The following is a 12,032-nucleotide window of genomic DNA, read 5'->3' on the forward strand; positions in this document are numbered from 1 at the left end:
CGGCGACGGGGTCAGTGGCCCGTCAGCGGAATCGTTCCGTCAGTGGAACTTGCTGGGGAAGGCGCCGATGAGTCCGGCGCTGAGAGCGTCCGCCATCATCATCATGTGTGCCTCGGCCTGGTCGTAAACGGCAATGCCGTGGGCGTACCTCCCGGTCAATTCGTTGCCGCCATACACGATGGTCTGGTCAATATGCCCCTTCATCATGTCCCGCATCGCCTTCTGCGGCCAGAACTTCGGGTTGGCCTTGGCGAGGAAGTCGGCGATCTCCTGGGCGTTCGCATAGACGGCGGTGGTTGCCGATTTGAGGGCTGCTGGGTCATTGGCCTTCGCCGCTTGGAACAGGGCCACGAAGTCCGTGATGTGGCCCTTCAGCAGGGTGGTCAGTTGCCCGCCGGCAGCGCTGCCGTAGAACGGCTTGATCGCGTTGCCGATGTCCACCTGGTTCTGCAGCAGCCGCGAGGCGGTAGTGGGGAAGCCCGCGGAGCCGGAGGCGAAGTCGACGACGGCGAGCCGCGTCCACTCCATATGCTGCGCCCACAGCGTGCGCATGCTCTGGCGGAGGGCGGTCTGCGAAGCGGGAATGTGGCCGGAATTGGCGTCAGTGCTGGCGGAGTGATCGTGGGCGAGGGCAAGAACAGGCACCTCCTGGGCGCCAGCGGCGGGTTGGAGGCCCTGCGCCGGGGAGTAGGCGATCAGCAGACCGGTCAGCAAGGCCAGCACGGCCAGCGGCGCGGCACTCCAGAGGCGCCGCGGACGCGAAGTGAAGTAACTCATGACATGTCTTCCTGTCTTTGCGTTGGGGAAACACCGGCGCCTCCGGAGGGCCAGGGAATGGCTGACGCTGCTGAAGTGTGCCGGTTGGGCGAAGACGTCCATGGCAAGTTAGTAGCGGCTCGACGGCGGATCTTACCGGAGAGGGGCCGCCGGATCTTGGGGGCGGGGGGATCCGGGTACGGGCTGCACGGAATGCCTTCAGTTTTCCGGGTAAGACGGCCGACGCCTCAGACACTAACTGGATATGAGAAACCATCACTCTGTCCCCCCGGCCGCCGGTGCGGCCGATGGGAATATCCACTCACCGGAAGCCGGTGGCAGGGACCAGGACAGTACCGTCGCCTGGCGCCGAAGGCTACTGCGGTCGGCAGGATTTCCTGATAGTCCGGCGCACCTGCTGGCAGCAACGCCCGGGACGGACATTCATGCCCTGCTCAATCTGGTGGACCGCGGCTGCCCGCCGGAACTGGCTGCCCGAATTCTCGGGCCGCGCCCTGACCCCGGATGGCGGGAGTGAGCCGATGGCTTCGTTGGATGGCCCCGAGCTGGCGGATGCGGATCCTGTGCGGACGGAACGAGTCCGGGACACTTGGGTGGAGCTGCTCAGCTCGCCGGGACCGGGCCGCGACGAGGCGTTGGCCAGGCGGCACGGACTCCTGCTGAAGGCCGCCCGCCATCAGGTGTCGCAGATGCTGTCCCGGCTGCCGGCTATCGGCCAGGCGCGCTGGGATGATTTGGTCAACCAGGCGGCGGACGAAGCCATGGTTGCGGTGCTGGCAAAGCTACCCAGCTTCCCTGCTGCTTCTTGTGGCGGAGGACGAGGGCATTGATCCAGGCCGCGGACTACGCCTCCTCACCTACCGGTGACATTTTTCTCAACCGCCCGGGCCCTTCTTGAGGACGTCCGGCAGTTCATCAACGTAGAGGGTTTGCGGCGGCTCGTAGTAGATGACCAGGACCTCCTCGCCGACTGCGAAGACACTGGTCTTGTCGAAGGGGTGGGCGTGGAACGCGCTGGTGCCGCCCCGGAACGGCAGCATGACTTCTCCGATGGTGCCCGGCCCGATGCGTCCGGTAACCCGTCCGATCCTGCCGGTGAGGCTGCGGTCAACGTCTTTATGCATCGGGGCTTTTCGGGGGCTGTTTGGTTGCTTCCTTGCCGTTCCGGAGCGCGGATCGGAGGGCCGGAAGGTAATCCCCCACCTGGGCCAGGATCCCGCCGATCATGCGGTTGATGCCTTCGCCGCCGTTGAGGACGGTGAGCTGCCCGACATGGGCAAACGGTTCGGCTGCGGCCGCGACGATGGCGGGCATGTTCTCGGCGAGCTGCTGGGAGATGACGGCCTCCTGGTTGGTACCAAGGGCTTCGGCGCGTGCCTTGATGCCGTCCGCCTCGGCCAAGGCCTTGGCTTTGATGGCGGAGGCAGCGGCATCACCGCGTGCTTTCGTGGCCGCCGCCTCCGCTTCGCCGGTGACCCGGGTGGCTCCGGCCGCGGCTGCCGCCGCCGTGGCGTTGGCCTGGGCCTGCAGTTCCGTACGCCTGGCGTTGACCTGTGCTTCGAGTTCCGTGCGCCGGGCCAGCGCTTCGGCCGCGCTGATGTCGGCCGACTTCTGGCCTTCGGCATCGGTGCGCTTGGCATAGGCCTTGGCATCGGCGGGCTTGCGGACGGTGGTCTGCAGCTTTTGCTCCTCACGGTCCGCCTCGAGCTTGGCCACTTCAGTCTCCTGGACCACCACCTGCTGGCGGGCTGTCGCATCGGCGAGCGGCCCGGCCTGGGCGGCATTTGCCTTGGCCCGTTCGGCGTTGGCCTGTGCCACGGACTGCCGGATCGCCGAGATACTCTGTGCGTCGGCGATCAGGGCCTCCGCTTCGGCTTCCTTTTCCGCTGCCTCACGGTTCCTGGTGGCCTCGGCGATGCGAGCCTCCATCTTGACCTGGGCAATATGCGGTTTGGCGATGTTCTGGATGTAGCCCGTTGGATCCTGGAGGTCCTTGATCTGCAGCGAATCGACCACCAGCCCGAGCTTTTCCATTTCAACACCGCTGGCGCCGCGGACTTGCGATGCCAGTTTGTCTCGCTCGCGGATGATTTCTTCCATCGTCATACTGCCGATGATGGAGCGCAGGTGCCCTTCAAAGACGTTGTACACCTGACTTTCCATTTTGGGCTGCTGGCCGAGGAACCGGCGTGCGGCGTTGGCAATGAAAGGCGGGGCGTCGCCGATCTTGTAGATGACCACGCCTTCGACGATCACCTGGATGCCCTGGGACGTCACGCAGGAGACTTTGAGTTCGGTTTCGTTCAGCGTCAGGGACAAGGTCCGAACGGTCTGCAGCCCCGGCAATACGAGTGCCCCCTTGCCGGTGACGATCTTGAAGTCCATGCCCTCCCTGGTGTCCAGGGTTCCCCGGGTCAGCCCCGAAATGATGAGGGCCTCATTCGGCTCGGCCACCTTCCACATCAGTTTTGTTGCAATCCAAATAACGCCGACGACGACGATCGCTCCAATGAGCGTGGAGACAAGCGGAAGGAATGCTGACACATCCGGCATATCCGGTCCTTTCACGATGCTGGAAAAGGTATCCGGCCAAGCCCCCCCCCCACGACGCCGCTGACAGAACCCGGCCGGACTTGAATGCGCAAGGCGGGGCCGCCAAGTCAGCTGTTGTAGACAGTCTGTGTGGCTCTTCGTCGGGAAGTCCATAGTGCGGTGCCGGTTTTTTGCTGTCGGCACGGGCTGCAAGGGACAAGCCGCTAGTCTCCCAGCATCTTCCGTGCTGCCTGCTGGGCCTCGAGTTCCCCGGGCGAGACGGTGCCTCCGCTCAGGAACCCGGCGCCGCCGATGATCCGGCGCAGCTCGGCCACCGTGCGCGGGGTGCCGACGCCGAGGTGTGCCATGGCGTGGCAGTTGGCGCAGAGCGGCACCAGGTCCGTGACCGGATCCAGTTGATAGCCGCTGCCCAGCTGGGATGCCGGCACGAGGTGGTGGACGTGGCTGAAGTCTTTGCCGATCTCTCCGTATGCGACTTCGAAGGAGAACCCGCAGGCCGCGCAGCTGGTGCCATGATGCGCCATGCAGGCGCGCCGGGCCTCCGGGCTTCTCTCGTAGCGGTTCACGAGGACCCGGGTGACCGCGGCTTCCGGGTAGGTGCCGGGGACGGGCTGCGTGGGATCGGGGCCATGCGGCGGCCCGAAGTCGCTCCAGACCGCCCGGATCGCCGCCTCGTCGCTGGGCCCGAGGGATTCGCCGGAACCGGGGACCGCATCCCACGGCACTTTGGGCACGGCCTCTTTGAGGACTGCTGCGGGAACCTGTTCGCCGAGGGGGAGGAGGGCATCGAAAGTCACCAGCACGGACAGCTCCCCGGTCCCGGTCTCCGCCTGCTCCGGCAGCTCGGCCTGCTCAGGCAGCTCGGGTGCGGGTTCGGGATGCTCCGAGACGACCACGCCGTGGCCGATCATTCCGCCGGCGTGGCCACCCTGGAGGACCAGCCAGGCATCGGCGCCGGCGGGGATGTTCCGGTGCTGGCCCACGCCCCAACGCTCCACGCGCAGGCCGGTCAACCCGATCTGGGCTACCGCTGCCGGGTAGTTCCAGCGGTCCCAGTTTTCAGGGTTCCACCCCAGAATGATGGCTGTCATCTGGCCATTCTCGCAGTAGTCAACGGCGGTAAAATTAACCTAGAGGTGTTGGACATGACTGGATCCATTGCAGTCTTTCTGATCATCCTGGCAGCGGTCGTCCTGCTCGCGGTCGTTGGCACGGTGGTGGTTGTCATCCGCGACGGCCGTGGCCAGGTTCCGGCGGAAAAATCGGAGCGCCCGTGGACCGCGGGAAACCTGCCGAGCCTGCCGTACTCCCTCATCCGCTTTTAGTTGCGGCGATCCGTGCGGGCACGGTGTGCCCTCCGGCGTGGGCGATCCTCGGGCGTGGGCGGTTTGCCACAATCGGCCGCTAAGCAGTGCCGCTTAGCGGCCGATTGCGGCAAACCGCAGTTCACTCGGCAGACCAAGGCCGCACCCGGCTTCACCCGGTAAAACCCCGGTCTGCTCGGCCCGGGCAGGCCACTTCGCCCAAGCCCCGGCCCGAGGCGGCAAAGGCGTCCGTAGCGGTCGGCCAGTTCTTCCGGCGTCGGCCCGCCGTCGAGCCGGCACCACGCCGGTACACATGGTTGTGACCGCCCGATTGCCCTCCCATGGGTGGGGCGTGTCGGACAGCAATGTGCTCCGCTCGTGCCGATCCGTCGAGGCCTCGGATCTCGCTGAGGGCGACAATGGCGGGCTCGCCGCGGTGGGCGTGGAACAGCGTGAGGCAACGGATGAGCCGGTCGAAGAGGTCCAGCGCCGGCTGCGGACCGTCGGCCTGGGCTGCCGTGCTCCGATCCCAGAGCCTGATACCGCCGTTGCGCGCCCAGGCGGGCAGGGCCGGGCAGGGCGGGGCAGCGGCGAGTCCTCGAGTCGCCGGAGATGGCCGCTAAGCGAGGGTACTTAGCGGCCGTTTGCGGCGAATGGCGGGGTCTGGGGGCGGGGAGGCCTCGGAACTCACAGGGTCGATCATCGCTCAGGCTCATCGACGGGAGACCTTGACCGCCCACCCGCGGAACCGTCCGCCCACCCGGCCCATCCACGGAACCGTCCGCCGTCGTCCGCTGGACATAGGGAAGCTGGTGCAGCCACCGCGAGGCGCCTGCACCAGCAGGTAGTACGAATTTTCAGATTGCTATGAAACGTTACTCATTCGCGGCTCCCTTTTTCCCGGTTGTTCACTTACCGGGTTTGTGCGTCGTCAGCCAGATGCCTCGACATCAGCCAACCGGCGCCAACCATTGCTACGCCCAGCACCATGTGGGTCCAGTTGTCCATGGTGTTCAGCGACAGGAAGTTGGCCGCCGACCCCACGCCGACGATAAGCCCATAAACGCTAAGGACGATGTACAGCAGACCGAAGCCCATGAGGAAATTCCGGGCGCCCATGGCGTTCCGGGACATGACCCAGCCTGTGGCGCCGATCGCGAGCTGAACGATATTCAGCAACATCGACACCTGGAACAGGTTCAGGAACATGGCCCTGGAATCGGGCCCGAAGAACCTTAGTTCGCTGTACTGCGTCGTGATGCCCGGGATGAACCCGAGGACACCTACGACAATGAGGACGATACCTACACCCATGCCGACATTCTGAACATCTGTCCGTCCGAAGTGAATGCCATGTGCATGTGGAGATGCGGTAGTCATTTTCTGCCTCCAACCACTGATTGCGGACACTCCAATTTTACGGCGGGCCTCTGGAAAAAGCTCGCTCAGTCCCGGCGCCGAATTCGGGTTTCTTGAGCCTGTCGCGACCGTTCCGGAGGCCCGTGCATGGCACCATGGAACACGATGAAACTGCGCGCTGATCAGACCGGAGAACGTGGACTTCCGATGCCCTTGTGGCTGCAGGGAGCCCTCGAATCCGCACAGGCCGCGGTTATCTCCGCCCTGGTGGTGGCAGCCCCGATCATCGCGGTGTGGGCCACGGCCGGTTTCCAGCACGGCGGTGCCGATGTCCTCGCGCGGCTCGCCGGCCAGGCCTGGCTGCTGATCCACGGCGTTCCGCTGATGCTGGACACCGTGGGAGCCGGCGCCGCAGCCCGGCCGGAACCGGGGGCCCTCTCGCTGATCCCGCTGGGATTGACCCTCATCCCGTTCCTGTTCGCCTGGCGTGCCGGCCGCCGGCTGGCCCGGGCCTCCTACACGGACCAGCTCTGGCAGGCGCTGCTGGGATCCTGGCTCGTCTACGCCGGCTTCGGGCTGGCCACGGGCTTCATCTGCCGCACTTCCGACGTCGGCATCAGCCTCTGGGCCGCCGCGCTGGCCCCGCTGGTGCCGTTTGCGCTGGGCATGGTGATCGGCGCCCGCCGGGAGGCCGGTTCCTGGAGCCGGCTGATCGGCGTCGACGCGGTGGCCTGGCTGTCCAAAACCAGCCAGCACTCGCGCTGGGCCGGCTCCTACCTCGGCTCCGCGATCAAGGCCGGCTCCGTGGCGCTGATGGCGAGCCTGGCGATGTCCGGCGTGCTGCTTGCCGTCGACCTGTTCATCCACTGGAACCTGGTCGTCGCCGTCTATGAAGCGCTCGACGCCGGAGCCATGGGAGGAGCGGTGCTCACCATCGCGCAGCTCGGCTTCCTGCCCAACCTTGCGGTGTTCGCGCTCGCCTGGATTTCCGGCTCCGGGTTCGCGCTGGGCGTCGGATCGCAGGCCGGGGCGCTCGGCACCGCCGTCGGGCCGCTGCCCTCCATCCCGGTGTTCGCGGCCCTGCCCGCCGGTTCGCTGGACTACGGCTTCGCCGCCCTGGTGGTGCCGGTGCTCGCGGGGACCCTGGCCGGCTGGTGGTTCCTGCGCGAAGGCGAAAACCACTTCGACGAATGGCTGTCAATCAAGATCCGCGCCCGCTGGTTCACCGCCGCGGCCTCCACCCTGGTCCTGGGCGTCATGATCGGCAGCGTTGCCGGGCTGTTCGCCGCGGGGCTGGCCTGGCTGGCCCGCGGCTCCGCCGGCGTGGGGCGGCTCACGGACATCGGCCCGGACCCGTTCCGGACGGCGCTGTTCGTGGCCGCGGAGGTGGGGATCGGCGTCGTGATCGGCTACGCGGCGGGACCCTGGCTGGAACGCCAGCAGAAGCTGCGCGAAGCGGACCTGGAAACCGCCGCCAACTGACGCGGCGGCGCCCTTTTCGGTGCTCGGCGCCGGATGTGGGGCGCTGCGCTAGCGTAGCTGCACCGGCATCGACTTCTCCAGCTGCGTCCTGCACCCGGAGGCGGCCTGCTCGGTGAGGGCGTGGCGGACGCACTGCTGGTAGTCCCGGACCTGGGTGAAGAACAGCGCCGAGGTCAGCACCAGCAGCACCTGCACCGCCGCGACCACCAGCCCGGAAATCGCCCCGAAAAGCACGAGCTTGGACTCCTTGAGCTTCGCGGCCCGGACGAGGACCATGATGCCAAGCACGATGGCGGCTGCGGTGAGGATCGCGCTCAGCCACAGGTAGTTGATGTCCAGCTGGTACACGAAGAACGATCCCAGGACCACCACGACGAAGGTGCGGAACAGAATGTGCGTCTTCAGCAGGGAGGCCTTGGCCGCGTCGCTGAGCGGCTGCTGGCTCCGCCGGCTGTCCTGCCTGTCGGCGGGGTCGTTCGGGGGTTTCATGTTTTCCAGCCTACGCGAGCGGCCCCATAAGCTAGGACCATGCGCATAGTTGTCCTCGTTTCCGGCACCGGCTCCAACCTCCAGGCTCTCATCGACGCCGTGACGGAGGGCAGGCTCGACGTCGAGATCGCCGCCGTCGGCGCCGACCGGCCTGGGACCTACGGCGTCGAGCGCTCCGCCGCGGCCGGAATCCCGACCTTCGTGGTGGACTTCAAGGCCTACCCGGACCGGGCGGCCTGGAACGGGGCGCTCACCGAAGCCGTGGCCGCCTACCAGCCGGACGTCGTGGTCTCCTCGGGGTTCATGCGGATCGTCAGCGCCGACTTCATCGATGCCTTCGGCGGCAAGTACCTGAACACCCACCCGGCGCTGCTGCCGTCCTTCCCCGGTGCCCATGGGGTGCGCGACGCCCTCGCCTACGGCGTGAAGGTCACCGGCTGCACGGTGCACTGGGCCGACACGGGCGTGGACACGGGCCCCATCATCGCGCAGGAGGCCGTGGCGGTCGGGGAGGGCGAGGGCGAGGAGTCCCTGCACGAGCGCATCAAGGTCGTGGAGCGCCGGCTGCTCGTGTCCACGCTGGCCGCGCTCGCCGCGGAGCAGTTCCTGAGGTACAAGTAGGCCGCTTCTAAAAGACGGGTGCCCCCCCACGGAAGACGGGTAGCGGAACAGCCGCAAGCCGCTGGTTGCAGTGTGATTTAGGCCATAGTCTGGCGCCCTCGAAACCATTTTTTCCTGACCAGGGGGGATTCCATGTCTTCAATCAGCTTTGTCAAAACCAGTCCGAAAATTCTTTGTCTTACAGCGGCGCTCGTGCTCGGCACGGGTGCCGTGGTCTATGCAGCGGGGACAACGACCGCCGTCAGCGGTGAGATTAAGGGGTGTTACAACAACAACGGCGGCGGACTCCGGGTGCTTTCCGCCGGCGCGGGCTGCGACCTCAAAAAGGAGACTCCGATCACCTGGAACAGCCAGGGCGTGCCGGGCTTGCAGGGCCTCACCGGCGTAACTGGCGCTGCTGGGCCGGCTGGGGCGATTGGTGCCATGGGCCCGGCCGGCGCTGATGGCGCGATTGGTGTGATGGGTCCAATGGGTCCGGCCGGTGCTGATGGCGCGATTGGTGCCATCGGTTCCCAGGGCGTTCCGGGCGACGCTGGTGCGGCTGGTGCGCAGGGCGAGAAGGGCGACGTAGGTGCGCAGGGCGAGAAGGGCGACGTGGGTGCGCAGGGCGAGACTGGTGCGGCTGGTGCTGATGGCGCGATTGGTGCGACAGGTGCGCAGGGTGAGACTGGTGCGGCTGGTGCTGATGGCGCGGCTGGTGCTGATGGCGCGATTGGTGCGACAGGTGCGCAGGGTGAGACTGGTGCGGCTGGTGCTGATGGCGCGATTGGTGCCACAGGTGCGCAGGGTGAGAAGGGCAACGTCGGCGAGACCGGCGCAACGGGTTCCCAGGGTTTGATGGGGCTCCTGGGTCTCACGGGTGCAACCGGTGAGACCGGTGCTATGGGTCCGATGGGCCTCCAGGGCGACAAGGGCGACAAGGGTGACGTCGGCGAGACCGGCGCGACGGGCTCCCAGGGTTTGATGGGGCTCCTTGGCCTCACGGGTGCAACCGGTGAGACCGGTGCTATGGGTCCGATGGGCCTCCAGGGCGACAAGGGCGGCGACAGGGTGACGTCGGCGAGACCGGCGCGACGGGCTCCCAGGGTTTGATGGGGCTCCTTGGCCTCACGGGTGCAACCGGTGAGACCGGTGCCATGGGCCCGACGGGCCTCCAAGGCGACAAGGGCGACAAGGGCGACAAGGGTGACGTCGGCGAGACCGGCGCGACGGGCTCCCAGGGTTTGATGGGGCTCCTTGGCCTCACGGGTGCAACCGGTGAGACCGGTGCCATGGGCCCGATGGGCCTCCAAGGCGACAAGGGCGACAAGGGCGACAAGGGTGACGTCGGCGAGACCGGCGCAACGGGTTCCCAGGGTTTGATGGGGCTCCTGGGTCTCACGGGTGCAACCGGTGAAACCGGTGCCATGGGTCCGATGGGCCCCGTGGGCCTCAAGGGCGACACCGGTGCGCAGGGAGCAGCCGGAGCAGTTGGTCCGGCTGGTGCAACGGGCGCTGTTGGTGCCACAGGTGCAATCGGCGCGACAGGGGCCACCGGAGCGGCAGCTTCGACTAGCGTGACCGTGGTGACTGTCAGCGGTACCGGAAGCAACACGTCGGCCACGGCCACGTGCCCGGCCGGCCGTGTCGCGGTGGCCGGAGGCTTCACCATCACCGAGAGTAGCCAAAACGCGGTGAGTTCAAGCAAGCCGGTACCAACCACAGGGGTGCCCACAGGCTGGACAGTGACCCAGTCCAAGGCAGCGAACGCGTCGGCCTTCACGGTCTACGTGACCTGCATCCAGTAGTTCACAACCGACACAAGCGCGACGGCGCCCCCAGCAGCGAAGCTGAGGGGCGCCGTCGTACGTTCTGCTCAGCTACGCTCCAGTCCCCATGTAGCTAGCAGTTGTTGTCGTTCAGGGCGCTCCAAACGACAACAACTGCGAGCCAGTTGGGGAGAGCCCACCGTTACTCGAGCCGGCGCTGCTTGGTCTCGGGGGAGAAGAAGGCCATCCACAGCACGGAGAGAAGCACCAGCCCGCCGGCCAGGGCGAACGATGTCGCGAGCCCCAGTTCGGGCCACAGGAAGGCCGCGAAGACCAGCGGGCCGAAGCCGGCGCCAAGCCGGGAGAACGTCGAGGCCCAGCCGAAGCCGGAGCCGCGGAGCTCGGTCGGGTACAGCTCGGAGACGTAGGCGTAGAGCACGGGGATGGCCACCTGGACCACGAAGCCGAACACCAGCAGCCAGAACACGGCCGCCGTCGGGATGTCCACCACGATCGCCACGATCACCAGGGTCAGCGCGGACAGCGGGCCGGTGACGGCCAGGATCCATTTCCGGCCCACCCGCTCCACCAGCAGTGCGGCCACCACCACGCCCAGGAGCCCGACGGCGGCCATGGACGCCGTCGTGAGGAAGGCCTTGTACTCCTCGAAGCCGGCACCGATCAGGATCCGCGGCATCCAGGTCAGGGACAGGTAGTAGACCAGCAGGATGCTGAAGAACAGCAACCAGGCCGCCGTCGTGATCTTCCAGCTGAACTTCCACAGCAGGCTCAGCTGGGTCCACGCGCTCCCGGCGGAAAGCCGCGGGGCGTCCAGGGCCTCGGGCAGGCTGTAGGCGCGGGGCTCGGCGCCGGTGGCGTCGACGAGGTCGTCGATGACCTTGGCGGCCTCCTCGCGGCGGCCCTTGCGGATCAGGAACAAGGGGGACTCGGGGACGCTGCGCCGGACCCAGAACACCAGCAGCGCGGGAAGCACCATCACGAGCATGGTCAGGCGCCAGTCGGCGAAGGCCGCGATGAGGCCGGCGGAGACGAAACCACAGAGTGCTGCGCCGATCGGCCACCAGCCGTCCATCGCCGTGAGGACCCGGCCGCGCTGCTTGCGGGGCGTGAATTCGCCCACCAGGGCGTAGTCCACAGGGATGCAGCCGCCCAGGCCGAACCCGGCCATGAACCGGAATGCGCAGAACCAGAGGAAGTCGGGGGAGAAGGCGCCCAGCACGGTGAAGAGCGAGAAGATCAGCAAGGTGGCGGTGAAGGCCTTCTTGCGTCCGATGGTGTCGGCGATGGTGCCCCAGATGAAGGCGCCGAGTGCCATGCCGATCAGGTTCGAGGCCCCGATCCAGGCGGCCTCGCCCGGGCTGAGCTGCCAGTGCTTCGAAAGCAGCGGGATCAGGATGCCGTTGAGCGTGACGTCCCAGGCGTCGAACATGAAGCCCAGTCCGCCGATCAGGAAAATCCGTCCCTGCACTTTCCAGCGCCACGGCAGTTCCTGGACCACCTGTTCGCCGCTCGGCACAGTGGTGTATGTATTCATCTCAGCCTCCTGTGAAAACTCTACGTTGCGGCGCTCGTCCGGGCATGTGCTTCACACTCCGGCGCGCGGGAAGCACCCAGGTCGTGACGCGATAAACTGGGCCCATCCCCACCACCCGCGGCCGCGCCGCGATATAAGACGGAG

Annotated in this window: 13 protein-coding genes; 6 read left to right on the forward strand and 7 right to left on the reverse strand. The window is 66.8% G+C overall.

Features of this window, described 5'->3' with window-relative positions; genetic code table 11:
- Nucleotides 1–39: 39 nt before the first annotated feature.
- On the reverse strand, nucleotides 40–777 hold the full coding sequence (locus ACQCSU_RS16885; protein WP_426976411.1) for a hypothetical protein: 738 nt from the start codon (nucleotides 775–777) through the stop codon (nucleotides 40–42).
- Between the two features lie 521 nt (nucleotides 778–1,298).
- On the opposite strand from ACQCSU_RS16885, the gene ACQCSU_RS16890 reads away from it, so the two are divergent.
- The gene (locus ACQCSU_RS16890) at nucleotides 1,299–1,607 is read left to right on the forward strand and encodes a hypothetical protein (protein ID WP_426976412.1); all 309 of its coding nucleotides are present in this window, start codon (nucleotides 1,299–1,301) and stop codon (nucleotides 1,605–1,607) included.
- Between the two features lie 45 nt (nucleotides 1,608–1,652).
- Here the strand turns inward: ACQCSU_RS16890 and ACQCSU_RS16895 are convergent, their stop codons facing one another.
- The 3 genes from ACQCSU_RS16895 to ACQCSU_RS16905 all read right to left on the reverse strand — a co-directional run bounded on the left by ACQCSU_RS16895 (nucleotide 1,653) and on the right by ACQCSU_RS16905 (nucleotide 4,421).
- Complete coding sequence (locus ACQCSU_RS16895) at nucleotides 1,653–1,901, reverse strand: hypothetical protein (RefSeq protein ID WP_426976413.1); 249 nt, start codon at nucleotides 1,899–1,901, stop codon at nucleotides 1,653–1,655.
- The gene (locus ACQCSU_RS16900; protein WP_426976414.1) at nucleotides 1,894–3,330 is read right to left on the reverse strand and encodes a flotillin family protein; all 1,437 of its coding nucleotides are present in this window, start codon (nucleotides 3,328–3,330) and stop codon (nucleotides 1,894–1,896) included. The genes ACQCSU_RS16895 and ACQCSU_RS16900 overlap by 8 nt, the downstream gene beginning before the upstream one ends.
- Nucleotides 3,331–3,533: 203 nt before the next feature.
- Nucleotides 3,534–4,421 (reverse strand): HNH endonuclease, encoded by an 888-nt coding sequence (locus tag ACQCSU_RS16905; protein WP_426976415.1) that lies wholly within the window; start codon nucleotides 4,419–4,421, stop codon nucleotides 3,534–3,536.
- Nucleotides 4,422–4,475: 54 nt separating this feature from the next.
- Here ACQCSU_RS16905 and ACQCSU_RS16910 point away from each other — a divergent pair, with 54 nt between their 5' ends.
- Nucleotides 4,476–4,655: a hypothetical protein gene (locus ACQCSU_RS16910; RefSeq protein ID WP_426976416.1), complete on the forward strand. Its 180-nt coding sequence runs from the start codon at nucleotides 4,476–4,478 to the stop codon at nucleotides 4,653–4,655.
- 891 nt (nucleotides 4,656–5,546) lie between these two features.
- Here ACQCSU_RS16910 and ACQCSU_RS16915 read toward each other — a convergent pair.
- On the reverse strand, nucleotides 5,547–6,014 hold the full coding sequence (locus ACQCSU_RS16915) for a DUF4383 domain-containing protein (RefSeq protein WP_426976417.1): 468 nt from the start codon (nucleotides 6,012–6,014) through the stop codon (nucleotides 5,547–5,549).
- Nucleotides 6,015–6,158: 144 nt separating this feature from the next.
- Here ACQCSU_RS16915 and ACQCSU_RS16920 point away from each other — a divergent pair, with 144 nt between their 5' ends.
- The gene (locus tag ACQCSU_RS16920; RefSeq protein WP_426976418.1) at nucleotides 6,159–7,475 is read left to right on the forward strand and encodes a DUF6350 family protein; all 1,317 of its coding nucleotides are present in this window, start codon (nucleotides 6,159–6,161) and stop codon (nucleotides 7,473–7,475) included.
- A 48-nt stretch (nucleotides 7,476–7,523) separates the two neighbouring features.
- On the opposite strand, the gene ACQCSU_RS16925 is transcribed toward ACQCSU_RS16920, so the two are convergent.
- Nucleotides 7,524–7,964 (reverse strand): hypothetical protein, encoded by a 441-nt coding sequence (locus tag ACQCSU_RS16925; protein ID WP_426976419.1) that lies wholly within the window; start codon nucleotides 7,962–7,964, stop codon nucleotides 7,524–7,526.
- A gap of 39 nt (nucleotides 7,965–8,003) precedes the next feature.
- On the opposite strand from ACQCSU_RS16925, the gene purN reads away from it, so the two are divergent.
- The 3 genes from purN (at nucleotide 8,004) to ACQCSU_RS16940 (ending at nucleotide 10,372) form a co-directional block, all read left to right on the forward strand.
- Nucleotides 8,004–8,585: a phosphoribosylglycinamide formyltransferase gene (gene purN / locus ACQCSU_RS16930; protein ID WP_426976420.1), complete on the forward strand. Its 582-nt coding sequence runs from the start codon at nucleotides 8,004–8,006 to the stop codon at nucleotides 8,583–8,585.
- Nucleotides 8,586–8,717: 132 nt separating this feature from the next.
- Nucleotides 8,718–9,677 carry a hypothetical protein gene (locus ACQCSU_RS16935; RefSeq protein WP_426976421.1) on the forward strand — a complete coding sequence of 320 codons (960 nt, stop codon included), beginning with the start codon at nucleotides 8,718–8,720 and terminating at the stop codon, nucleotides 9,675–9,677.
- Nucleotides 9,677–10,372 (forward strand): hypothetical protein, encoded by a 696-nt coding sequence (locus ACQCSU_RS16940; RefSeq protein WP_426976422.1) that lies wholly within the window; start codon nucleotides 9,677–9,679, stop codon nucleotides 10,370–10,372. The genes ACQCSU_RS16935 and ACQCSU_RS16940 overlap by 1 nt, the downstream gene beginning before the upstream one ends.
- Nucleotides 10,373–10,535: 163 nt before the next feature.
- On the opposite strand, the gene ACQCSU_RS16945 is transcribed toward ACQCSU_RS16940, so the two are convergent.
- A complete protein-coding gene (locus tag ACQCSU_RS16945; protein ID WP_426976423.1) occupies nucleotides 10,536–11,888 on the reverse strand; it encodes an MFS transporter in 1,353 nt (450 codons plus the stop codon).
- Between the last annotated feature and the right edge of the window lie 144 nt (nucleotides 11,889–12,032).

It is taken from the genome of Pseudarthrobacter sp. O4, assembly GCF_050157025.1.
Taxonomy (GTDB): Bacteria; Actinomycetota; Actinomycetes; order Actinomycetales; family Micrococcaceae; genus Arthrobacter.